Here is a 23,748-nt window from a genome sequence, read left to right as displayed (position 1 = left end):
ACCCGACGAAGCCGTTGCCGGATCTGTCAGCCGGCCGCTTGTGCCGGCGCATCCCAAGCGCTGTCGGCGTTTTGCAGATTGACCGAGCAGACGCTGATCAGGTTGCGAAGTTTTTCTGCGATCACTTGCGCGCGATGCCAACTGAGACCGCCCATGACCAGGTCGATCGACAGCAGATCGTCCATGCGCTGCACGTTGACTTGCTCGGGTGTGAGGAATTGCAGTGCGAACAGGTTGAGCACCCGCACCAGCAAGTCCGGCTCAGCCTCGGCGAGAATCTGATACTGCGCCAGGCAATGGGCGTTGCTGACGTTCCAGACATCGGCGCGGGTTGGCGCGGTGGTTACGGCTTCGAGGTGCGGCATGGCGGGTCTCCAAAATCACTGGAGGAATTTTTACATTCGGCGCGGGGTATTTCTTGGCTATGATCGGCGTTAATGACGGCTGATCGAAAAGATCAATTCGCATAATCCGGTTATTGAGGTTTTTCTATGCACAGCGAGTTGGACAGCTACGACCGCAAGATTCTCGCCCTGCTGCAAGAGGACGCATCGCTCTCGAGTGCGCAGATCGCCGAGCAGGTCGGACTGTCGCAATCGCCGTGCTGGCGGCGGATTCAGCGGATGAAGGAGGAGGGGATCATTCGTGGTCAGGTGACTTTGCTCGATCGCAAGAAGATCGGCCTTAACACGCAGATCTTTGCCGAGATCAAACTCAATGCGCACGGGCGTTCGAACTTCACTGAGTTCACCGAAGCGATTCGCGGCTTTCCGGAAGTGCTGGAGTGTTATGTGCTGATGGGCGCGGTGGACTTTTTACTGCGCATTGTCGCGGCGGACATCGAGGCGTATGAGCGGTTTTTCTTCGAGAAGCTGTCGCTGGTGCCGGGGATACAGGAAGTGAATTCGATTGTGGCGCTGTCGGAGATCAAATCCACCACCAGTTTGCCTGTCTTGCGATAAAGCAAAAGATCGCAGCCTGCGGCAGCTCCTACATGGGGCGGGTGTACACCCTGTAGGAGCTGCCGAAGGCTGCGATCTTTTAGCGGTATTACATGCGCAGGAGCATTTTCCATGCGCGATTCTGGTAAACCGCAATCGCCTGCTGCTTGCGTGCATCGAGCAGTTCGTCAGTGATCGTCGGTTCGTTGGCCAGTTGCGCCAGCTTGTTCAGCTCGCCGTACAAGCGATCCATTTCCGGGATCTCCAGCACATTACGGGCGTGGTGCAGCCAGACCTGAATGCGCTCGATACGCGGCAATTGTTCGGCCAGATCTTCCGGCTGTTGCTGATAGCGCTGCAATTGCAGGGCTGTGGCTTCTTCGCCCAAGGTACGCGGCAGCCAGCTGTGCAACTGCGCACCACCCTGACGGTTGCCACGCACGTTGCGCTCGGCGGTCCAGGTGCGGGCCAGCAACCAACGCGAAGTGTTCAGCGAGAACAAGCCCCAGCGCGGGTCTTCGAGTTCTTCGAGGAACTGCTCCGGTGCGGCTTTGCGCACGTCTTCGTCTTCGATACCGGCCTGCACCAGCGGGCGCCAGTCTTCCAGCAATGCATCCAGGGCAACGCGCAAGTCGTGGGTCGACTGACGCGGCGCGGCCTGGCCGAGGCTGCTGAGCAGGGCGCGCATTTCCGCGAGGTTCTCGACCCAGTCGAGCAACAGGCGCCAGTGGCCGTTGAAGCGATATTGTTCAGCCAGACGCTGGCTGCTGCCGAGTAAGTGCCAGCTCAGCGCGGCGAAGGCGTCGTCGAGTTGGGTTTCCGCGGTCAGTTCTGGCGCCGCCAGGCTCAGCGAGTAGCTGTTGGCGTCGTACAGACGATAACCGCGCTCAGCCTTGCTGATGTCGCACGGCATCAGCGCCAGGGTTTCCGCCAGTTCGGCAGCCAGTTCCAGCAGCGCGGCAGGCTCGCCTTCGCGCAATTCCAGTTCCAGTTCGCAGATTTCTTCTTTCTGTTTGCCGACCACTACGTGGCCGAGATCCAGCGCGGCCTCGATAACCACTTTGCTCTTGCCACGACCCCAGGCGATTTCGGCGCGTTCGCGGACGAAATCGGTGGTGAAGATCGGCTTGAGGGTTTTCTTGTCCAGTTCGGCCAGCGACTCGGGCCAGCATTCGCCGTCGAGTTTCTTCACGTCGAGCTTGGCTTTGGGCAATTTCCAGTCGTATTCATTACGCTCGGACAGACCGGCGACGCTCTGGCCTCGGGTCTTGAGGGTCTGAATCACTTCGTCACCGTCCTTGCGCAGGCGCAGGGCGACTTTGGCCTGGGCCAGGTCGCGCTCGGGGGTGTCGAAATACTGGTTCATCAACTCACGGCGTTCCCAGCCACTTTTGTTGCGTTTTTTCAGTAACGGGTGCTCGCGCAGTGCGGCGAGGGTTTCGCGGCTGACGCGGAGTTTGATTTCGGTTTCTTTCTGCATGGCCGGAAAATCCAGGATCGGGAGCGCAGCCGGGGAATATGTGGCTGCCAAGGCCGTGCAGTGTACAGGACTGATTCGTCCTACGCCCTGCGGCGGTTTATTCCTGACGCCGGATGGTTCTATGATGGACGTCAATTCGGGAGTTGGAGTCAGCGATGCCTTTGCCGTCCATGCAAGACCAGTTCGCTGCGCTGATCGCCGCGCCATCGGTCAGCTGTACCCAACCGAACCTCGACCAATCCAACCGCGCGGTGATCGATTTGCTCGCCGGCTGGCTGAGCGACCTGGGTTTCAGCTGCGATATCCAGCAGGTCAGCCCCGGCAAATTCAACCTGCTCGCCAGTTTCGGCAGCGGCCCCGGCGGGCTGGTGCTGGCCGGGCACAGCGACACGGTGCCGTACGACGATGCGTTGTGGCAGACCGACCCGCTGAAACTCACCGAAGTCGATGGCCGCTGGGTTGGCCTGGGCAGTTGCGACATGAAAGGTTTCTTCGCGCTGATCATCGAAGCGGTGCTGCCGCTGCTCGATCAGCCGTTCAAGCAGCCACTGCTGATCCTCGCCACTTGCGATGAAGAAAGCTCGATGTCCGGCGCCCGTGCACTGGCCGAGGCCGGGCGCCCGCTGGGTCGCGCAGCGGTGATCGGCGAGCCGACCGGGCTCAAGCCGATCCGCATGCATAAAGGCATCATGATGGAGCGCATCGACATCCTCGGGCAGAGCGGCCATTCGTCGGATCCGCGCCTTGGGCACAGCGCCCTCGAAGCCATGCATGATGCGATCGGCGAACTGCGCGGTTTGCGCCTGTTGTGGCAGCGTGAATTCAACAATCCGCAGTTCAGCGTGCCGCAGCCGACGATGAATTTCGGCTGCATTCATGGCGGCGACAACCCCAACCGCATCTGCGGCCAGTGTTCGCTGGAGTTTGATCTGCGGCCGTTGCCCGGCATGGACCCGAAAGTCCTGCGCGCGGAGATTCTGCGCAAGCTCAACCCGGTGGCCGAACGGCATCAGGTGAAGATCGATTACAAACCGCTGTTCCCGGAAGTGCCGTCGTTCGAGCAGTCGGAAGACGCCGAACTGGTGCGCATCGCCGAAAAGCTCACCGGTCATAGCGCCGAAGCAGTAGCGTTTGGTACCGAAGCGCCTTATCTTCAGCGCCTTGGTTGCGAAACCATTGTGCTCGGCCCTGGCGACATCGCCTGTGCGCATCAGCCCGGCGAGTACCTTGAAATGTCACGTTTGCAGCCTACCGTGCATCTATTACGGCAACTGATTGAACATTACTGCCTGACCGCTGACGAACGATGATCCACACCTGTGGGAGCGAGCCTGCTCGCGAAAGCGCCATTCCAGACACCTCAATGTCTACAGATACACCGCTTTCGCGAGCAGGCTCGCTCCCACAGGAGGTATGTGTTTTATCCGATCGAACGCTGTAAATTGCCAACACCCCAACCCGTATTCATGAGGAGAGCGCGCGTGTCGCCAAGCCTGTTCCGACGATAACCATCAGCCCGCTGTGCGTTTTCCGTTCCGCCCCTTTTTCGGCTGCTATTTATTACAGGCCCAGGTTCATGCCCGAATACGTTAACTGGCTTCGTCACGCGTCCCCTTACATCAATGCCCACCGCGACTGCACCTTCGTCGTCATGCTGCCCGGCGATGGCGTGGAGCATCCGAACTTCGGCAACATCGTCCACGACATCGTTCTGCTGCACAGCCTTGGCGTGCGTCTGGTGCTGGTGCACGGTTCGCGTCCACAGATCGAAACCCGCCTCGCCGCCCGAGGCCTGACCCCGCATTACCACCACGGCATGCGCATCACTGATGCTGCAACGCTGGAATGTGTGATCGACGCGGTCGGCCAATTGCGCATCGCCATCGAAGCACGCCTGTCGATGGACATGGCTTCGTCGCCGATGCAAGGCTCGCGTCTGCGCGTGGCCAGCGGCAACCTTGTTACCGCGCGGCCGATCGGCGTGTTGGAAGGCGTCGACTATCACCACACCGGCGAAGTGCGCCGGGTCGACCGCAAAGGCATCAACCGCCTGCTCGACGAGCGTTCGATCGTGCTGTTGTCGCCGCTGGGTTATTCGCCGACCGGTGAAATCTTCAACCTCGCCTGCGAAGACGTCGCCACCCGCGCAGCTATCGATCTGGGCGCTGACAAGTTGCTGCTGTTTGGCGCCGACCTCGGTCTTATCGACGAAAACGGCAAACTGGTACGTGAACTGCGGCCGCAGCAAGTACCGGCGCATTTGCAGCGTCTGGGCAGCAACTATCAGGCAGAACTGCTCGATGCCGCTGCCGAAGCTTGCCGTGGCGGCGTGGCGCGTAGCCATATCGTCAGTTACGCCGAGGATGGCGCACTGCTGACCGAACTGTTTACCCGTGACGGTGGCGGTACGCTGGTGGCGCAGGAGCAATTCGAACTGGTGCGCGAGGCGGCAATTGAAGACGTCGGTGGTTTGCTCGACTTGATCAGTCCGCTGGAAGAACAGGGGATTCTGGTGCGTCGTTCGCGCGAAGTGCTGGAACGCGAGATCGAGCAGTTCAGCGTGGTCGAGCGTGAAGGCATGATCATCGCCTGTGCGGCGCTGTATCAGATTGCCGATTCCGATGCCGGTGAGCTGGCGTGCCTGGCGGTGAATCCGGAATACCGCCATGGCGGTCGCGGCGATGAACTGCTGGAGCGCATTGAAACCCGAGCGCGGGCGCAGGGTTTGAAGACCTTGTTCGTCCTCACCACACGCACCGCACACTGGTTCCGTGAGCGTGGTTTCGAGCCGAGCAGCGTTGAGCGCCTGCCGGCGGCGCGGGCTTCGCTGTACAACTTTCAGCGTAATTCGAAGATCTTCGAAAAGACCCTTTAAGAAAAAGCCCCGGTGCGGGGGCTGAATGGGACCTGTGTAGGAGCTGCCGAAGGCTGCGATCTTTTGATCTTGTTTTTGAGACCAAAATCAAAAGATCGCAGCCTTCGGCAGCTCCTACATTGGGTTATGCGTTACTGCACAAACTTCGCGCTGACATACGGCGAATAATCCGGCAGCACTGTCTCGACCTTGCCCTGTTCCTTCAAAAACTTCGCCGTCTCGCCAATCGCCTTCGCCGTGCCGCCCTCCAGCAGCGCTGTGGTTTGCTGCGCCTTGGCGTCCGGGAACGCTGAACCTGCCAGCAATTCCGGGACATCGGCGGCATTGGCACCGGTCAGTTTGGCGATTTTCTGTACCGGCACCGAGTCAGCCGTCCAGCTGTCTTTATGTGCGGCGTAATCGGCGAATGAGTCGAGCGTGACCTTGGCGAACTTCGCGACAACCTCAGGATGCTTCTCGGCAAAATCCTTGCGCGCGACCCAGACTTCGAAGGTTGGCGCGCCCCACTGACCAACCTGCGCGGCATCGGTCAGGGTCTTACCGGTCTTGCGGATTTCCCCCAGCGCCGGCGACCAGACAAACGCGCCATCGATATCGCCACGCTTCCACGCCGCTGCAATCTCTGCCGGTTGCAGGTTCACCACTTTGACCTTCGAGCTATCCAGCCCCCAATGCTTGAGCGCGCCGAGCAGGCTGTAGTGGGAGGTGGAAACGAAAGGTGTGGCGATGGTTTTGCCGACCAGGTCCTGCGGTGTGTTGATGCCGCTGCCATTGCGCACCACCAGGGCTTCGGCGGCATTGATCTGTGCTGAAACGATGAACGCCACAATCGGCAGATTGCGCGAAGCGGCGGCCGCCAACGGGCTGGAGCCGAGGTTGCCGATCTGCACGTCACCCGAAGCAATGGCAGTCACAACTTCCGGACCACTGTTGAAGCGGCGCCAGTCGATTTTCTCGCCGATGGTTTTCTCGTAGACGCCGTCGGCCTGGGGGACTTTGCTCGGGTCGATACCCGTTTGATAACCCACGGTGAGGTTGGCGGCATGGGCGGAAAAACTAATCATCGCCGACACACAAACTGTAACAAATTGACTAGATAGTGCGCGTTTGGCCATCATGGCGTCGCCTTTTCGATAGGGTTTGACGATTCGGGGTTGCGCCAAAGCTAATCGATATAAAAAAAGGCTAACAAATACCATTTAGGAATGAGCTTAGTCGCCGATACGCTGTTTCCCGGCGGAGGTGGCACGATACTGGCCATATTCCGAAATGGTATGAAAAAGAATGAATAAATTCTTTTTGGGTTTATCAGGAAATCTTTACTCTGCACGGACCAAATCACTGCGATTAGACCTTGGTCGTAGACACACAAGGTTACGATTGACTTGTCAGTCACGGTCTGGCGCTAATCGCGCATCTTAGGACCCAGGGCATCAGACCCAGGGCCAGGAACACAAGAATTAGAAACGAGAGGAGCTTTACATGAACAAGTCCACCTTGGCCCTGGCTGTGGCCGTAGGGGTTATGGCGCAGCAGGCAGGCGCCGCCGGTTTCATCGAAGACAGCAAAGCTACTTTGGGGCTGCGTAACTTCTACATCAACACTGACAACCGTGATGGCGATACCAAAGCCGCCGGTGCTCAGAACAAGCAGGAAGAGTGGGGCCAAGGCTTCGACCTGCGCTTCACCTCCGGTTACACCCAAGGCACCGTAGGCTTCGGTATCGATGCTATCGGCCTGCTGGGCGTGCGTCTGGATTCAGGTGGCGGCACCAACGGTGCTACGTCGACTTCCTATGGCGGCACTGTATTCCCGAGCAAGTCCAACGGTGAAGCGGTCGACAACTACTCCAGCCTGGGTCTGACTGCCAAAGCCAAGATCTCCCAGACCGAACTGAAGCTCGGTACCCTGCAGCCAAAACTGCCGGTCATCGTGACCAACGACGGTCGTCTGTTGCCGCAAACCTTTCAAGGTGGTCAGATTACCTCGAACGAGATCAAGGACCTGACACTGGTTGCTGGTCAGATCGAGCACGCCAAGGGCCGTAACTCGAGCAACAACGAAGAGTTGTCGATCGCGGGTTCCAACGCTCACACCGCTGCCGGTCGTGACAGCAACAAGTTCATCTACGGTGGTGGTGACTACAAAATCACCAAAGACCTGACTGCCCAGTACTACTACGGCAACTTGCAGGATTACTACAAGCAGCACTTCCTGGGTCTGGTGCACAACTGGGCAATCGGCCCGGGTGTGTTGAAGTCTGACTTCCGTTACTTCAACAGCCGTGACGATGGCGCCAACGGTAACGATCCGGCCTACTACACCACGGGTGACTACGGTACCGGCATCACCAAAGGTAAAGTCGACAACAACCTGTACAGCGGCTTGTTCCTGTACACCGTTGAAGGTCACACCTTCGGTGGTGGCTATCAGGTCAGCAACGGCAACAGCGACTTCCCTTGGCTGAACCAGGGTGACGGCTCGTCGGCGTACATCACCACCGACATGCAGATTGCCAAATTCGCCCGCGCTGGCGAGCGTACCTGGCAAGCTCGCTACTCGTACGACTTCGCCAAAGTTGGCGTACCTGGCCTGACCGCCGGTGTGGTTTACCTGCGTGGCGATAACATCGACACCACTGGTAAAGTCGGCGACCGCCAAGTCAGCACCAACGCGACCGGCCGTTCCGAGTGGGAACGCGACCTGACCATCGGTTACGTCGTACCGGAAGGCCCGCTGAAAAACGTTGGCGTGATGTGGAAAAACGCCATGTGGCGCAACGACATCCCAGGTCAGCGTGACCAGGATGAGAACCGCCTGATCGTCAGCTACTCGATCCCGCTGCTGTAATAGCGCGTTTCGATTCGTTGATGTAAAAAAAGCCCCGTCCGGCATCGCGCCGGACGGGGCTTTTGCGTTTTCGAGTCCGGCTCACCCCCGTAAGCCATCCCCGATTTCCCTCTTTACAGCAACTCAAGGCCTTCTCGAACCTTGCGAACGATGTTCGTCGGGTTGCCTGCCAGCGTCCAGTGAATAGATGTTTAATATTCACTTATGATCTAGATATCTCATTATTTATTCTTTTTCACGATCGCAAATCCCGGGCTACAGTTGAGGTCTCGAACAACTCATCAGGAGCAGCACCATGAGCCTCAGACTCGGCGACATCGCCCCCGATTTCGAACAGGATTCCAGCGCCGGCAAGATTCGTTTCCACGAATGGCTGGGCGATAGCTGGGGCGTGCTGTTCTCCCACCCCGCGGACTTTACGCCGGTGTGCACCACGGAGCTGGGCTTCACCGCCAAGCTCAAGGATGAGTTCAGCAAACGTGGCGTCAAAGCCATCGCGCTGTCGGTCGACCCGGTGGATTCGCACCACAAGTGGATCGAAGACATCAACGAAACCCAGAACACTGTCGTCAACTTCCCGATCCTGGCTGATGCCGATCGCAAGGTGTCCGATCTGTATGACCTGATCCACCCGAATGCCAACGACACGCTGACCGTGCGTTCGCTTTTCGTCATCGATCCGAATAAGAAGATTCGCCTGACCATCACGTATCCGGCGAGCACCGGGCGTAATTTCCACGAGATTCTGCGGGTGATCGATTCGCTGCAGCTCACCGACAACTACAAGGTGGCCACCCCGGCCAACTGGCAGGACGGTGAAGAGGTGGTGATCGTGCCGTCGCTCAAGGATGAAGACGAAATCAAAAAGCGCTTTCCGAAGGGCTATCGCGCGGTGAAACCGTACCTGCGCCTGACGCCACAGCCGAATCGTTAAGATCAAAAGATCGCAGCCTGCGGCAGCTCCTACAGGGGGATTTCGGTCCGTGTAGGAGCTGCCGAAGGCTGCGATCTTTTCGAGGCATCCACATAGCAGGGGATTTCAGGCCGTTTCGACGGCCTTTTTTTTCGCCCGCAGTTTGTTGAAATGTATATCTCCAAAACGCATAACCAAATGAATAAATATGATTTATGGATATATAAATCAGCTGGTAAGGTCACTCCCATCGAAGCGAGATCGCAACCCGCGAATCGCCTGCAACGCTTAAGGAATTGTCTCGATGCTGGTCGTCTCACTCGGTGGCAGTCCCAGCCTGCGCTCCCGTTCCGGGGTGCTGCTGGAACGCTCGCAACGCTGGTTGCAGGCACAAGGGGTGGAAGTGGTGAGTTATCAGGTGCGCGACTTTCCCGCTGAAGACCTGCTCCATGCCCGCTTTGACAGCCCGAAGGTGCTCGACCTGCTGCAACAGATTGAAAACGCCGACGGCCTGCTGATCGCCACGCCGGTGTACAAGGCCTCGTTTTCCGGCGCGTTGAAGACGCTGCTGGATCTGCTGCCCGAGCGCGCCCTGAACCACAAGATTGTCTTGCCGATGGCCACGGGCGGCAGCATCGCCCACATGCTGGTGGTTGATTACGCGCTCAAGCCTGTGCTGTCGGCGTTGAAAGCCCAGGAAATGCTTCAGGGGATTTTCGCCGAGGACAGCCAGATCGCTTACGGCGAAGGCAGTGCCGCAGCACAACTGGCACCGGCGCTGGAGCAGCGACTGCATGAAGCGCTGGATCAGTTTGTCGGTGCCATGGCGCGCCGGCCAAAACCGCTGGAGCCGGGCGTGTTGAACGAACGTTTGTTGAGTGCTCGCTGGAGCATTTAAGCCTCACCGAAATTTGAAGTACTGGCCTTACTCGCCCGCCAACGGGCAAGCAGGTGCAGCCAAAACCCAACAGCAAAAAGGAGAGCGCTATGCGCACTGTATTTTTGCGTCGTGGTCTGGTCGCTCTGTTTGCTGCGGCTGTCACCTTCGGCGCCATCACTCAAGCTCAAGCCGAGACATTGCGGATCGGTTATCAGAAGTACGGCACGCTGGTGCTGCTCAAAGCCAAAGGGACTTTGGAGAAGCGTCTGGCCGCCCAAGGCGTCGACGTGCAATGGACTGAGTTCCCCGGTGGCCCGCAACTGCTCGAAGGCCTGAACGTCGGCTCGATCGACTTCGGCGTCACTGGCGAAACCCCGCCAGTCTTCGCTCAGGCTGCCGGCGCCGATTTGCTTTACGTCGCCTATGAACCACCAGCGCCCAACAGCGAAGCGATCCTTGTGCCGAAAGACTCGGCGATCAAGTCGGTGGCTGATCTCAAGGGCAAGAAAGTCGCGCTGAACAAAGGCTCCAACGTCCACTACCTGCTGGTGCGTGCACTGGAAGACGCCGGCCTCAAATACACCGACATTCAAACCGTCTTCCTGCCGCCCGCCGATGCTCGCGCCGCGTTCGAACGTGGCAGCGTCGACGCCTGGGTCATCTGGGATCCGTACCAGGCTGCCGCCGAGAAACAACTGCAAGCGCACACCCTGCGCGACGGCAAAGGCATCGTCGACAACCACCAGTTCTACCTCGCGACCAAGCCTTACGCCGAGAAAAATCCTCAGGTGATCAAAACCCTCGTTGAGGAAGTGCGCGCGGTCGGCGAATGGTCGAAAGCCAATCCTGAAGACGTCACCCAACAAGTTGCGCCACTGCTCGGTCTACCGGCGGACATCACCCTGACCTCGGTGAAACGCCAGGGCTACGGCGCGCTGTTCCTGACCCCGGAAGTGGTCGCCGCGCAGCAGAAAATCGCTGACACGTTCTTCCAGCTCAAGCTGATTCCGAAGCCGCTGAGCATCAAGGATGTGATCTGGACACCACCGGCCGCTGTGGCTAAAGCGCAGTAATTCGAATTCCTAAGGAGACCACTCCATGAGCCTCAATATCTTCTGGTTCCTGCCAACCCACGGCGACGGCCATTACCTTGGCACCGCCGAAGGCGCTCGCGCCGTCGACCACGGTTATCTGCAACAGGTCGCGCAAGCGGCGGATCGTCTGGGTTTCGGCGGTGTGCTGATTCCTACCGGCCGCTCCTGCGAAGACTCGTGGCTGGTGGCAGCGTCGCTGATCCCGGTGACCCAGCGCCTGAAATTCCTCGTGGCCCTGCGCCCAGGGATCATTTCCCCGACTGTGGCGGCGCGGCAGGCAGCCACGCTGGATCGTCTGTCCGGCGGGCGTGCGCTGTTCAATCTGGTCACTGGTGGTGACCCGGAAGAATTGGCCGGCGACGGTCTGTTCCTCAGCCACGAAGAACGCTATCAGGCCTCGGTGGAATTCACTCGTATCTGGCGTCGTGTGCTGGAAGGCGAAACCGTCGATTACGACGGTCAGCACATCAGCGTGAAAGGCGCCAAGTTGCTCTACCCGCCGATTCAGCAACCGCGTCCGCCGCTGTACTTCGGTGGCTCGTCGGAAGCGGCGCAGGACTTGGCTGCTGAACAAGTGGAAATGGTCCTGACCTGGGGCGAGCCGCCAGCAGCGGTGGCCGAGAAGATTGCCCAAGTTCGCGCCAAAGCCGCCAAGCTCGGCCGCACCGTGCGCTTCGGCATTCGTCTGCACGTGATCGTTCGTGAAACCAACGCTGAAGCGTGGCAAGCGGCGGATCGGCTGATCTCGCATCTGGACGACGACACCATCGCTCGCGCTCAGGCTTCGCTGGCGCGTTTCGATTCGGTCGGCCAGCAACGCATGGCCGCGTTGCACGGTGGCAGTCGCGACAATCTCGAAGTCAGCCCGAACCTGTGGGCCGGTGTTGGCCTGGTACGCGGTGGTGCGGGGACCGCGCTGGTCGGTGACGGTCCAACCGTGGCGGCGCGGGTGAAGGAATACGCCGATCTGGGCATCGACACCTTCATCTTCTCCGGTTATCCACACCTTGAAGAGTCGTATCGCGTCGCTGAACTGCTGTTCCCGCACCTCGACATCGAGCGTCCGGAACTGCCGAAAAGCGCCGGTTACGTCAGCCCGTTCGGCGAGATGGTGGCCAACGACATTCTTCCCAAAGCCGCGTCGCAGAGCTGAGGCGCGCCATGAAGAAAATCATCCACAGCCTCGCGCCTTGGGCGTTGCCGGTGTTGTTGCTGGCGGTGTGGCAGTTGTCGGTGTCGGCCGGTTGGTTGTCGACACGGATTCTGCCGGCACCGGTGGCGGTGATCGAAGCCGGCGTGAGCCTGGTGCGCAGCGGCGAAATCTGGACGCACCTGGCGATCAGCGGCTGGCGCGCGGCGCTCGGTTTCACCATCGGCGGCAGCATCGGTCTGATCCTGGGTTTCATCACCGGCCTGTCGAAATGGGGCGAACGCCTGCTCGACAGTTCGGTGCAGATGATCCGCAACGTGCCGCATCTGGCGCTGATTCCGCTGGTGATCCTGTGGTTCGGCATCGACGAGTCGGCGAAGATTTTTCTGGTGGCGTTGGGCACGTTGTTCCCGATCTACCTCAACACCTATCACGGCATCCGCAACGTCGACCCGGCGCTGGTGGAGATGGCCCGCAGTTATGGCCTCTCCGGTTTCAGCCTGTTCTGGCAGGTGATTCTGCCGGGTGCACTGCCTTCGATTCTGGTCGGCGTGCGCTTCGCCCTGGGCTTTATGTGGCTGACGCTGATCGTCGCCGAAACCATCTCCGCCAGTTCGGGCATCGGCTATCTTGCGATGAACGCCCGCGAGTTTTTGCAGACCGACGTGGTGGTGCTGGCGATCCTGCTTTACGCGGTACTCGGCAAACTCGCCGACCTCGCCGCCCGTGGACTTGAACGTGTGTGGTTGCGTTGGCACCCGGCTTATCAGGTTGCCAAAGGAGGTGCGGCATGACTGCTCAACAACCTCCACGCCTGCTGCGCGGGATTCCGCTGGCGGTGCGCAATCTGCAGAAAACCTTCGGCGCGCGGCAGGTGCTGCGTGACATCGATCTGCACATTCCGGCAGGGCAATTCGTCGCCGTGGTCGGTCGCAGTGGCTGCGGCAAAAGTACCTTGCTGCGCTTGCTCGCCGGCCTCGATCAACCGACTGGCGGCGAATTGCTCGCCGGTTCGGCGCCGCTCAGCGATGCGCGGGAAGACACCCGACTGATGTTCCAGGAAGCACGTCTGCTGCCGTGGAAGAAGATCATCGACAACGTCGGTCTCGGCCTTAAAGGCAACTGGCGTCCCAAGGCTCTTGAAGCACTGGACGCGGTGGGTCTGGCGGATCGCGCCAATGAGTGGCCGGCGGCGTTGTCCGGCGGGCAGAAACAACGCGTCGCACTGGCACGCGCACTGATCCATCAACCACGTCTGCTGTTGCTCGATGAACCGCTTGGCGCGCTGGATGCGCTGACCCGGATTGAAATGCAGCAATTGATCGAACGTCTCTGGCAGCAACACGGCTTCACGGTGCTGCTGGTGACCCACGACGTCAGCGAAGCGGTGGCGATTGCCGACCGGGTGATTCTGATCGAGGACGGCGAAGTCGGCCTCGACCTGCATGTGGAACTGCCGCGGCCGCGAGTGCGTGGTTCGCATCGCCTGGCGGCGCTGGAAACCGAAGTGCTTAACCGTGTTCTCTCCCTGCCCGGCGAACCGCCGGCGCCGGAACCTGTTTCACCACTGCCTACGCAACTGCGTTGGGCTCAATAACTCAAGCAAACGACAGGAATCATTGCCATGACTATCAAAGCCATCAACGTCCGTAACCAGTTCAAAGGCTCGATCAAGGAAATCGTCCTTGGCGACGTGCTGTCGGAAATCGACGTGCAGACCGCTTCCGGCATCGTTACTTCGGTGATCACCACCCGCTCGGTCAAAGAGCTGGAACTGGTGGTCGGTAGCGAAGTGATCGCCTTTGTGAAATCCACCGAGGTGTCGATCGCCAAGTTGTAAACCGGTGAGTAAAAAACAACCCCGGAGGGCGTGAGCCCTTCGGGGTTTTTTGTGCCTGGCGATCGTTCCCATGCTCCGCGTGGGAATGCCTCTTGGGACGCTCCGCGTCCAGTGGCGCGGAGCGTCACGGGCTGCATTCCCACGCAGAGCGTGGGAACGATCATGGCTCAACGCTTGGGCAGATACGGTGGCAGATACAGCCCGATATAAGCATCAAACACGCGCATCCCTTCCTCGGCCATGCGCGATGTGATCTGCCCATGCTGCTGCACCGAACGCGCATAAACCCGGTCGCCCAATTCCATCGCCAAGGCAAACACATCGACATCTTCCGGCAGCCTCGGCAATTCGAAGTGATGATCGAAGAGCTTGTGCATCAGGTCGCCCAATTCGATGTCGTGCTGACGGTCAGCCTGAGTCACTTCGGTCAGACCATGTTGCGCGAGGATCAACTGCCGTGCGGCGGCGTCTTCGTCGTAGATCTCCAGCATGCGCTGTTCGACCAGTCGCGACAGATCACGCCAGTCACGCAAAGCTTCATGATCGATCGGCGCTTGCAGGCAAGCGCGAAACGCGGCGTGCACATCTGCCGTCAGCGCTTCGAGTAATGCCGGGACGCTGGCGAAGAAGTGGTACACGGAGGAGGGCGGAATCTGCGCGCGCTCGGCAACACTGTAGATCGACAGACTGGCCACGCCCTCGGCGGCCAGCAGCGTGCGTGCGGCGTCGAGTATCGAATCGATGCGCGCCTGGCTGCGGGCACGGGGTTTGCGGGCGGGGGCGGGTCGCGTCATGGAAGTCTCCTGCGGGGCTGCGGGCATTGTACGAGCCGGTTCCTGTGTTGTCTTGTCGGCCGCCATCGCTGGCAAGCCAGCTCCCACAGTGATCTTCAGTGAACCGGGATTTATGTGCGCAGAAAATCCCTGTGGGAGCTGGCTTGCCAGCGATCCGCCGCAGGCGGCCATAAAAAAACGCCGTTGGCTAAATCAGCCAACGGCGTTCTTTCCTGAAGCTACAACCGCTTAAACGGTATGCAGATACCAGTTGTACTCAAGGTCGGAGATGGAGTGTTCGAACTCCTCCAGCTCGCTTTCCTTGCAGGCGACGAAGATATCGATGTACTTCGGATCGATGTACTTGGCCATCACCTCGCTGTCGTCCAGCTCGCGCAGGGCATCGCGCAAGTTGTTCGGCAGGCTTTGCTCGTTCTGTTCGTAGCTGTTGCCTTCGACTGGCGCGCCCGGTTCGATCTTGTTGGTCAGACCGTGGTGTACACCAGCCAGAACCGACGCCATCAACAGATACGGGTTGGCATCGGCACCGGCTACGCGGTGTTCGATACGCACGGCATCGGCAGAGCCGGTCGGTACGCGAATCGCTACGGTACGGTTGTCCAGGCCCCAGCACGGCGAGTTCGGCACGTAGAACTGTGCGCCGAAACGACGGTAGGAGTTGACGTTCGGGCAGAGGAAAGCCATCTGCGCGGGCAGGGTCTCGAGCACACCGCCGATCGCGTGACGCAGCGCGGCGTTCTGCTCGGGATCCTCGCTGGCAAAAATGTTTTTGCCTTCTTTATCCAGAATCGAAATGTGTACGTGCAGACCATTACCTGCCTGGCCCGGGTACGGCTTGGCCATGAAGGTAGTGTCCATTTCATGGTCGTAGGCAATGTTCTTGATCAGACGCTTGAGCAGTACCGCGTAGTCGCACGCCTTGATCGGGTCGGCGACGTGGTGCAGGTTCACTTCGAACTGCGCCGGGGCACTTTCCTTGACGATGGCGTCGGCCGGGATGCCTTGCTCTTTGGCACCTTCCAGAATGTCCTGGAGGCAGTCGACGTATTCGTCGAGGTCGTCGATCAGGTAGACCTGCGTCGAGTGCGGGCGTTTGCCGGAGATCGGCGAGCGTGGCGGCTGTGGACGGCCGTTCACGTTTTCCTGGTCGATCAGGTAGAACTCGAGTTCGAAGGCGGCGCAGATGGTCAGGCCCAGCTCGTCAAACTTTGCAACAACTTGACGGAGCACTTCGCGCGGATCGGCGAAAAACGGGTCGCCTTCGAGTTCGTGCATGGTCATCAACAGCTGCGCGGTCGGGCGCTTCTGCCATGGCTCGTTGCACAGGGTATCGGGGATTGGATAGCAGATACGATCGGCGTCGCCGATGTCCAGGCCCAGGCCGGTGCTTTCTACCGTGGAACCGTTGATATCCAGAGCAAATAGAGAGGCCGGCAGGTTGATGCCTTTCTCGTAAACCTTGTGGAGGCTGGTGCGTTCAATGCGCTTGCCGCGCACCACACCATTCATATCCGCAATCAGAAGGTCAACGTACAGAACCTCAGGATGTTCCTTAAGGAACGCGTTCGCTTCGTTAAGCTGAACGGCACGCGGGGGTACCGACATGATGCAACACCTTTGTTGTTAAAAATATCAATCATTGATCTTTTCTGGTTTCAGTCAACCCGAACGGCCTGCCGAAGTCAAGCGAGGCCTTTTTTGCCCTAAAAAAGCGCTGCAAGGGCATTTATGGGGCACTTTGGGGCGGTTTTTAGTCCTTGTGACGCTGGGCACCCGCGGGCTTGAGCAGGCCGTGTTGTATTTTTTACGGGGGTGTTGTGTAAAAAAATGAACAAGGCTAAGCTCCGATCAAACCCATAACAGCAATAATACCGGGGTGCTTCATGTCTCGCCTGCCGTTAATCGGCATCACCGACTGCTCGCAACAGTCCGGTCTGCATGCTCATCACATCAGTGGCGACCAATCCGTCCGTAGCGCAGCCAGCATGGCTGACAAGTTGCCGACGATGTTCCCGTCCATGACCGTTCAAGCGTCAGCGTCCGATATTCTGGACGTACGGGAAAGCATCCTGTTTATGGCGTCTCCTTCCAATATAGATCGCTTTCACCCTCAAAGCCTGTGCCGCTTGCCCAGCCGTGCTCATGATTCTGCACGCCTTGAGTGTGCACAGGAAATGCAACGCCAGCGTAAAGGGCAGGTAAGCTCCTCTTTCATTGTCTATGCGCGGTGCCAGGCGTAAGCCGGCACTGCGCGAGCAAGCCCCCCCTTTAACGCGACGCTCAAAGCGTCAAACTTTGCCTGACATCATGTCAGGAGACTCAGCCCAGAGGCATTTATGAGTAACAACCTCGACCAGCTCACCGATTGGTTGAAAGACCACAAGATCACAGAAGTCGAATGCATGATCGCCGACTTGACCGGTATCACCCGGGGCAAGATCTCGCCGACCAACAAGTTCATCGCCGAAAAAGGCATGCGCCTGCCCGAGAGCGTGCTGTTGCAGACCGTGACCGGCGACTACGTCGAAGACGACATCTATTACGAACTGCTCGACCCGGCCGACATCGACATGATCTGCCGCCCCGACCAGAACGCTGTGTACATGGTGCCGTGGGCCATCGAACCAACCGCGCAAGTGATCCACGACACCTACGACAAGCAAGGCAACCCGATCGAGCTGTCGCCGCGCAACGTCCTCAAGAAAGTCCTCAAACTCTATGCCGACAAAGGCTGGCAGCCGATCGTGGCGCCGGAAATGGAGTTCTACCTGACCAAGCGCAGCGACGACCCAGATTATCCGTTGCAGCCGCCGATTGGCCGTTCGGGCCGTCCGGAAATCGGTCGTCAGTCGTTCTCCATTGAAGCGGCAAACGAATTCGACCCGCTGTTCGAAGACGTCTACGACTGGTGCGAACTGCAGGAACTGGATCTCGACACGCTGATCCACGAGGACGGCACAGCGCAGATGGAAATCAACTTCCGTCACGGCGATGCACTGTCGCTGGCCGACCAGATCCTGGTGTTCAAGCGCACCATGCGCGAAGCCGCGCTCAAGCACGACGTGGCCGCCACCTTTATGGCCAAGCCGATGACCGGCGAGCCGGGCAGTGCGATGCACTTGCACCAGAGCATCATCGACATCGAGACCGGCAAAAACGTCTTCTCTAATGAAGACGGGACCATGAGCCAGTTGTTCCTGCACCACATCGGTGGTTTGCAGAAGCTGATTCCGGAATTGCTGCCGCTGTTCGCGCCGAACGTCAACTCGTTCCGCCGCTTCCTGCCGGACACCTCGGCACCGGTGAACGTCGAGTGGGGCGAAGAAAACCGTACCGTCGGCCTGCGCGTACCGGATGCCGGCCCGCAGAACCGTCGCGTCGAAAACCGCCTGCCGGGCGCTGACGCCAACCCATACCTGGCGATTGCCGCGAGCCTGCTCTGCGGTTACATCGGCATGGTTGAAGGCCTCAACCCGAGCGCGCCGGTGGTGGGCCGTGGTTATGAGCGCCGCAACCTGCGCCTGCCGCTGACCATCGAAGATGCGCTGGAGCGTATGGAAAACAGCGCGACCATCGAGAAGTACCTGGGCAAAACCTTCATCACAGGCTACGTCGCGGTAAAACGGGCCGAGCATGAAAACTTCAAGCGCGTGATCAGTTCCTGGGAGCGTGAGTACCTGCTCTTCGCCGTCTGATACGCCGGGCGCGGTCCTCACCGGCCGCGCCTTCACCGATAACAAGGAGAATTGGCATGACCAGCAACAACCCGCAAACCCGCGAGTGGCAAGCACTCAGCAATGATCATCACCTGGCCCCGTTCAGCGACTTCAAGCAGCTGAAAGAGAAAGGCCCGCGGATCATCACCAACGCCAAGGGCGTTTACCTGTGGGACAGCGAAGGCAACAAGATTCTCGACGGCATGGCCGGTCTGTGGTGTGTGGCCATCGGTTATGGTCGCGATGAGCTGGCCGATGCGGCCGCCAAACAGATGCGCGAACTGCCGTACTACAACCTGTTCTTCCAGACCGCGCACCCGCCAGCTCTGGAACTGGCCAAGGCAATCGCCGACGTTGCACCGGAAGGCATGAACCATGTGTTCTTCACCGGTTCCGGCTCCGAAGGCAACGACACCATGCTGCGCATGGTCCGCCACTACTGGGCGATCAAAGGCCAGCCAAACAAGAAAGTCATCATCAGCCGCAAGAACGGTTATCACGGTTCGACCGTGGCCGGCGCGAGCCTCGGTGGCATGACTTACATGCACGAGCAAGGCGACTTGCCGATCCCGGGCATCGTCCACATCGCGCAACCGTACTGGTTCGCCGAAGGCGGCGATATGTCCCCGGAAGAGTTCGGCATCTGGGCGGCCAATCAGTTGGAAGAAAAGATTCTCGAAGTTGGCGTCGACAATGTCGGTGCCTTTATTGCCGAGCCGATTCAGGGTGCCGGTGGCGTGATCATTCCGCCTGACAGCTACTGGCCGCGCATCAAGGAAATCCTCGCCAAGTACGACATCCTGTTCGTGGCGGACGAAGTGATCTGCGGTTTCGGCCGTACCGGTGAGTGGTTCGGCAGTGATTTCTACGATCTCAAGCCGGACATGATGACCATCGCCAAAGGCCTGACGTCCGGCTACATCCCGATGGGTGGCCTGATCGTCCGCGACTCGGTGGTAGCGGTGCTCAACGAAGGTGGCGATTTCAACCACGGCTTCACCTACTCCGGTCACCCGGTGGCAGCCGCAGTGGGCCTGGAAAACATCCGCATCCTGCGCGACGAAAAAATTATCGAGAACGCGCACAACGAAACGGCACCGTATTTGCAGAAACGTCTGCGGGAACTGAACGATCACCCGTTGGTGGGTGAAGTTCGCGGAGTCGGTCTGTTGGGCGCGATCGAGCTGGTGCAGGACAAGGCCACGCGCAAGCGTTACGAAGGCAAGGGCGTCGGCATGATCTGCCGCCAGTTCTGCTTCGACAACGGCCTGATCATGCGCGCTGTGGGCGACACCATGATCATCGCGCCGCCGCTGGTGATCAGCAAAGCCGAGATCGATGAGCTGGTGACCAAGGCACGCAAGTGTCTGGACCTGACCCTCAGTGCGTTGCAGGGCTAAGTGCTAGGCTTTGAGCGGGGGAGCCGTGGCGCTCGCGCTCAAAGCTGTCAGAAAGGCTGGTCTTTTCTTGAAAGACCGCCTCGGATCTTGCCAGACTAGCCGCGGTTCCAGTTGTCCGGGTTCGGCCGCTGAACAAAGTGGTTCAAAAAAGAAAAATTTGGAGCATTAACGCATGAAGGCATTAGGCAAAAAGCTCGCTGGCAAGACTCTGCTCGCCATGTCCCTGATGGGAGTCATGGCGGCTGCGGCTCAGGCGGACGACAAGGTGTTGCACGTCTACAACTGGTCCGACTATATCGCCCCGGACACTGTGGCCAACTTCGAAAAAGCCACCGGGATCAAAGTCGTCTATGACGTCTTCGACAGCAACGAAACCCTGGAAGCCAAGCTGCTGGCCGGCAAGTCCGGTTACGACATCGTGGTGCCTTCCAATAACTTCCTCGCCAAGCAGATCAAGGCCGGTGTTTACCAAGAGCTGGACAAGTCCAAGCTGCCGAACTGGAAGAACCTCGACGAAGACCTGCTCAAGGCTGTTGGCGATGCCAGCGACCAAGGCAACAAGCACGCGTTCCCGTACATGTGGGGCTCGATCGGCATCGGCTACAACCCGGCCAAGGTCAAAGCTGCGCTGGGTATCGACAAGATCGATTCCTGGGACGTGGTGTTCAAGCCTGAAAACATCGAGAAACTCAAAAGCTGCGGCGTAAGTTTCCTCGACGCACCGACCGAAATGATTCCGGCGGCGTTGCACTACCTGGGCAAGCCGACCAACAGCAAGGACAAGGCTGACCTGAAAGCCGCCGAAGACCTGTTCCTGAAAATTCGTCCGTCGGTTGCCTACTTCCATTCCTCCAAGTACATCTCCGACCTGGCCAACGGCAACATCTGCGTCGCCGTCGGTTACTCGGGTGACCTGGAACAATCCAAGACCCGCGCCCAGGAAGCCGGTGACAAGGTCAAGCTGGCCTACACCATTCCAAAAGAAGGTGCTGGCACGTTCTACGACATGGTCGCCATTCCCAAGGATGCCGAAAACGTCGAAGCCGCCTACAAGTTCATGAACTACCTGCTTGAGCCGCAAGTGATGGCCGGCATCACCAACGCCGTGCGTTTCCCGAACGGCAACAAAGCTGCTACGCCACTGGTGGACAAAGACATCACCAGCGATCCGAGCATCTACCCATCGGCTGAAGTGAAGAAACAGCTCTATGCGATCAGCGACCTGGACGCAGCGACCTTGCGTTTGATCACTCGCAGCTGGACCAAGATCAAATCCGGTAAATAAGCCGGTTTGAAGCAGCAACCGCTGGCCGTCGTCTCCCGCGAAGGCGGCCAGCGGATCAATTAAATGACAGGAAGTTTTGCAGGAACGGTTTTTCGAGGGTAAGTTGCGCGCCGGTTTTGTTGCCGGGCAGCCACGGCTGTCATGCAGCGCGGGGCAACTTGGGCCCAACTAATTTAGAGGACCTCCACTTGCCTATTTTTTCTTCTTTGCGCAAAGCCCTGCTGGCCACTGCCGGCCTGACGATTGCTGTCGGAGCCCAGGCCGCCGGTACGGTGCATATTTATAACTGGTCCGATTACATCGGCGAGACCACTCTGGCCGACTTCCAGAAAGAGACCGGGATCAAACCGGTCTATGACGTCTTCGATTCCAATGAAACCCTGGAAGGCAAGTTGCTGGCCGGGCGTACCGGTTACGACGTGGTCGTGCCGTCGAACCACTTCCTCGGCAAGCAGATCAAGGCGGGCGCGTTCCAGAAGCTTGACCGTGCGCAACTGCCGAATTACGCCAATCTCGACCCGGCGCTGCTCAAGCGTCTGGAACAGAACGATCCGGGCAACCTGTACGCCGTGCCGTACCTGTGGGGCACCAACGGTATCGGTTACAACGTCGATAAAGTGAAGGCTGTACTGGGTGTCGACAAGATCGATTCCTGGGGCGTTTTGTTCGAGCCTGAGAACATCAAGAAGCTGCAAAGCTGCGGCGTGGCGTTCCTCGATTCGGCGGATGAAATGATGCCGACCGTGCTCAACTATCTGGGCCTGAATGCCAACAGCACCAATCCGAAGGACTACGAAAAGGCCACCGACAAATTGCTCGCGGTGCGTCCTTACGTGACCTACTTCCACTCCTCGAAATACATCGGTGATCTGGCCAACGGCGACATCTGCGTGGCCATCGGTTTCTCTGGCGATATCTTCCAGGCGAAGAATCGCGCAGCCGAAGCCAAGAAGGGCGTGAACATCGCTTACACGGTGCCGAAAGAGGGTGGTGCGCTGTGGTTCGACATGCTGGCAATCCCCAAGGATTCGTCGAACGTGAAGCAGGCCCATGCCTTCATCAACTATCTGCTGAAACCTGAGGTGATCGCTCAGGTCAGTGATTACGTCGGTTACGCCAACCCCAATCCGGGGTCGGACAAGTTGATGGAGCAATCCATCCGTACCGATGCGTCGGTGTATCCGCCTCAGGCCGTTATCGACAAGGCTTATGTGTCGATCGAGTTGCCACCGAACATTCAGCGTCTGATGACCCGCAGCTGGACCAAGGTCAAGTCGGGGATGTAAGGCACACACTATCCTGGGTTCGCCTTGCGGGGCGAACTGCACTGTTTTTTTCTGGGAGTTTCGTAAATGGCAGTTGCCTCCGGCGCCTATAAGAAAGCCCTCGAGGGCGACCAGACACCGAAACAGGTGTTGGTCAAAATCGACCGGGTCACGAAGAAATTCGACGAGACGATTGCCGTGGACGATGTGTCCCTGGAAATCAAAAAGGGCGAGATCTTCGCCCTGCTCGGCGGTTCGGGATCGGGCAAATCCACTCTGCTGCGGATGCTGGCAGGGTTCGAACGGCCCACGGAGGGGCGCATTTTCCTCGACGGCGTCGACATCACCGACATGCCGCCGTACGAACGTCCGATCAACATGATGTTCCAGTCGTACGCCTTGTTCCCGCACATGACCGTGGCGCAGAACATCGCCTTCGGCCTCAAGCAGGACAAGATCCCGGCGGCTGAAGTCGATGCTCGGGTGGCCGAGATGCTCAAGCTGGTGCAGATGAGCCAGTACGCCAAGCGCAAGCCGCATCAACTGTCTGGCGGTCAGCGTCAGCGCGTGGCGCTGGCACGGTCGCTGGCCAAGCGACCGAAGCTGCTGTTGCTCGATGAGCCGATGGGCGCACTGGACAAGAAACTGCGCTCGCAGATGCAGCTGGAACTGGTGGAAATCATCGAGCGCGTCGGCGTGACCTGCGTGATGGTGACCCACGACCAGGAAGAGGCCATGACCATGGCCGAGCGCATCGCGATCATGCACCTGGGCTGGATCGCCCAGATCGGCAGCCCGATCGATATCTACGAAACCCCGACCAGCCGTCTGGTCTGCGAATTCATCGGCAACGTCAACATCTTCGAAGGCGAAGTGATCGACGACGCTGAGGGCCACGCAACCATCACCTGCAAAGACCTCGATCGGCAGATCTATGTCGGCCACGGCATCAGCACCTCGGTGCAGGACAAGTCCGTGACTTACGCGATCCGTCCGGAGAAGCTGCTGGTCACCGCCGATCAACCGACCTGCGAATACAACTGGTCGAGCGGCAAGGTGCACGACATCGCCTACCTCGGCGGGCACTCGGTGTTCTACGTTGAATTGCCGAGCGGCAAACTGGTGCAGTCGTTCGTCGCCAATGCCGAGCGCCGTGGCGCGCGTCCGACCTGGGGCGATCAGGTTTACGTGTGGTGGGAAGACGACAGCGGCGTGGTACTTCGCTCATGAACATGCGCAAATTCAAACGCCGCATCAACCGAATA

At 59.0% G+C, this 23,748-nt stretch carries 22 protein-coding genes; 17 read left to right on the top strand and 5 right to left on the bottom strand.

What is annotated here, in order from left to right:
• Positions 1-26: 26 nt before the first annotated feature.
• Positions 27-365, bottom strand: a complete 339-nt coding sequence (locus tag M5G26_RS19855) for a hypothetical protein (RefSeq protein ID WP_038359010.1) — start codon at positions 363-365, stop codon at positions 27-29.
• A gap of 126 nt (positions 366-491) precedes the next feature.
• Here M5G26_RS19855 and M5G26_RS19850 point away from each other — a divergent pair, with 126 nt between their 5' ends.
• A complete protein-coding gene (locus M5G26_RS19850; RefSeq protein WP_007913818.1) occupies positions 492-962 on the top strand; it encodes an Lrp/AsnC family transcriptional regulator in 471 nt (156 codons plus the stop codon).
• 88 nt (positions 963-1,050) lie between these two features.
• Here M5G26_RS19850 and M5G26_RS19845 read toward each other — a convergent pair whose 3' ends face one another.
• Entirely contained in the window at positions 1,051-2,421 is a 1,371-nt protein-coding gene (locus tag M5G26_RS19845) for a CYTH domain-containing protein (protein ID WP_134176022.1), read from the bottom strand.
• A gap of 155 nt (positions 2,422-2,576) precedes the next feature.
• Here M5G26_RS19845 and argE point away from each other — a divergent pair, with 155 nt between their 5' ends.
• Together argE and argA are read left to right on the top strand one after the other, a co-directional pair.
• Entirely contained in the window at positions 2,577-3,731 is a 1,155-nt protein-coding gene (gene argE / locus M5G26_RS19840; RefSeq protein WP_273916276.1) for an acetylornithine deacetylase, read from the top strand.
• Positions 3,732-3,997: 266 nt separating this feature from the next.
• Entirely contained in the window at positions 3,998-5,296 is a 1,299-nt protein-coding gene (gene argA / locus M5G26_RS19835; protein WP_007913824.1) for an amino-acid N-acetyltransferase, read from the top strand.
• A gap of 131 nt (positions 5,297-5,427) precedes the next feature.
• Here argA and tauA read toward each other — a convergent pair whose 3' ends face one another.
• The gene (gene tauA / locus M5G26_RS19830) at positions 5,428-6,360 is read right to left on the bottom strand and encodes a taurine ABC transporter substrate-binding protein (RefSeq protein ID WP_443218393.1); all 933 of its coding nucleotides are present in this window, start codon (positions 6,358-6,360) and stop codon (positions 5,428-5,430) included.
• 418 nt (positions 6,361-6,778) lie between these two features.
• Between tauA and M5G26_RS19825 the strand changes: the two genes are divergently transcribed.
• The 8 genes from M5G26_RS19825 to M5G26_RS19790 all read left to right on the top strand — a co-directional run bounded on the left by M5G26_RS19825 (position 6,779) and on the right by M5G26_RS19790 (position 14,023).
• Positions 6,779-8,146, top strand: a complete 1,368-nt coding sequence (locus M5G26_RS19825; protein WP_273916275.1) for an OprD family porin — start codon at positions 6,779-6,781, stop codon at positions 8,144-8,146.
• A 295-nt stretch (positions 8,147-8,441) separates the two neighbouring features.
• Positions 8,442-9,080: a peroxiredoxin gene (locus tag M5G26_RS19820; protein WP_134176025.1), complete on the top strand. Its 639-nt coding sequence runs from the start codon at positions 8,442-8,444 to the stop codon at positions 9,078-9,080.
• Positions 9,081-9,363: 283 nt separating this feature from the next.
• Positions 9,364-9,957 carry an NADPH-dependent FMN reductase gene (gene ssuE, locus M5G26_RS19815; RefSeq protein ID WP_273916274.1) on the top strand — a complete coding sequence of 198 codons (594 nt, stop codon included), beginning with the start codon at positions 9,364-9,366 and terminating at the stop codon, positions 9,955-9,957.
• A gap of 89 nt (positions 9,958-10,046) precedes the next feature.
• Positions 10,047-11,012, top strand: a complete 966-nt coding sequence (locus tag M5G26_RS19810) for a sulfonate ABC transporter substrate-binding protein (RefSeq protein ID WP_273916273.1) — start codon at positions 10,047-10,049, stop codon at positions 11,010-11,012.
• 25 nt (positions 11,013-11,037) lie between these two features.
• Positions 11,038-12,186, top strand: coding sequence for an FMNH2-dependent alkanesulfonate monooxygenase (gene ssuD / locus M5G26_RS19805; protein WP_018928626.1), 1,149 nt, complete (start codon positions 11,038-11,040; stop codon positions 12,184-12,186).
• 8 nt (positions 12,187-12,194) lie between these two features.
• Positions 12,195-12,977, top strand: a complete 783-nt coding sequence (gene ssuC, locus M5G26_RS19800; protein ID WP_150706325.1) for an aliphatic sulfonate ABC transporter permease SsuC — start codon at positions 12,195-12,197, stop codon at positions 12,975-12,977.
• Complete coding sequence (gene ssuB / locus M5G26_RS19795; RefSeq protein ID WP_038358990.1) at positions 12,974-13,780, top strand: aliphatic sulfonates ABC transporter ATP-binding protein; 807 nt, start codon at positions 12,974-12,976, stop codon at positions 13,778-13,780. The genes ssuC and ssuB overlap by 4 nt, the downstream gene beginning before the upstream one ends.
• Before the next feature lie 27 nt (positions 13,781-13,807).
• On the top strand, positions 13,808-14,023 hold the full coding sequence (locus M5G26_RS19790; protein WP_003229256.1) for a TOBE domain-containing protein: 216 nt from the start codon (positions 13,808-13,810) through the stop codon (positions 14,021-14,023).
• 167 nt (positions 14,024-14,190) lie between these two features.
• On the opposite strand, the gene M5G26_RS19785 is transcribed toward M5G26_RS19790, so the two are convergent.
• Both M5G26_RS19785 and M5G26_RS19780 read right to left on the bottom strand, forming a co-directional pair.
• Complete coding sequence (locus M5G26_RS19785) at positions 14,191-14,817, bottom strand: TetR/AcrR family transcriptional regulator (protein WP_273916272.1); 627 nt, start codon at positions 14,815-14,817, stop codon at positions 14,191-14,193.
• 228 nt (positions 14,818-15,045) lie between these two features.
• Entirely contained in the window at positions 15,046-16,422 is a 1,377-nt protein-coding gene (locus M5G26_RS19780) for a glutamine synthetase family protein (protein WP_038358985.1), read from the bottom strand.
• 278 nt (positions 16,423-16,700) lie between these two features.
• On the opposite strand from M5G26_RS19780, the gene M5G26_RS19775 reads away from it, so the two are divergent.
• From M5G26_RS19775 to M5G26_RS19750, 6 genes are all read left to right on the top strand, one after another.
• Positions 16,701-17,057: a glutamine amidotransferase gene (locus M5G26_RS19775; protein WP_273916271.1), complete on the top strand. Its 357-nt coding sequence runs from the start codon at positions 16,701-16,703 to the stop codon at positions 17,055-17,057.
• Between the two features lie 96 nt (positions 17,058-17,153).
• The gene (locus M5G26_RS19770) at positions 17,154-18,512 is read left to right on the top strand and encodes a glutamine synthetase family protein (protein WP_007913846.1); all 1,359 of its coding nucleotides are present in this window, start codon (positions 17,154-17,156) and stop codon (positions 18,510-18,512) included.
• A gap of 56 nt (positions 18,513-18,568) precedes the next feature.
• Positions 18,569-19,933 carry an aspartate aminotransferase family protein gene (locus tag M5G26_RS19765; protein ID WP_034151967.1) on the top strand — a complete coding sequence of 455 codons (1,365 nt, stop codon included), beginning with the start codon at positions 18,569-18,571 and terminating at the stop codon, positions 19,931-19,933.
• 172 nt (positions 19,934-20,105) lie between these two features.
• On the top strand, positions 20,106-21,218 hold the full coding sequence (locus M5G26_RS19760) for a polyamine ABC transporter substrate-binding protein (protein ID WP_007913851.1): 1,113 nt from the start codon (positions 20,106-20,108) through the stop codon (positions 21,216-21,218).
• Positions 21,219-21,406: 188 nt separating this feature from the next.
• Entirely contained in the window at positions 21,407-22,504 is a 1,098-nt protein-coding gene (locus M5G26_RS19755; RefSeq protein WP_026000501.1) for a polyamine ABC transporter substrate-binding protein, read from the top strand.
• A 66-nt stretch (positions 22,505-22,570) separates the two neighbouring features.
• The gene (locus M5G26_RS19750; RefSeq protein ID WP_007913856.1) at positions 22,571-23,713 is read left to right on the top strand and encodes an ABC transporter ATP-binding protein; all 1,143 of its coding nucleotides are present in this window, start codon (positions 22,571-22,573) and stop codon (positions 23,711-23,713) included.
• The last annotated feature ends 35 nt before the right edge of the window (positions 23,714-23,748 follow it).

Source organism: Pseudomonas sp. TNT2022 ID642 (assembly GCF_028656995.1).
Taxonomy (GTDB): domain Bacteria; phylum Pseudomonadota; class Gammaproteobacteria; order Pseudomonadales; family Pseudomonadaceae; genus Aquipseudomonas.
This window is presented reverse-complemented; position numbering and strand designations above follow the sequence as displayed.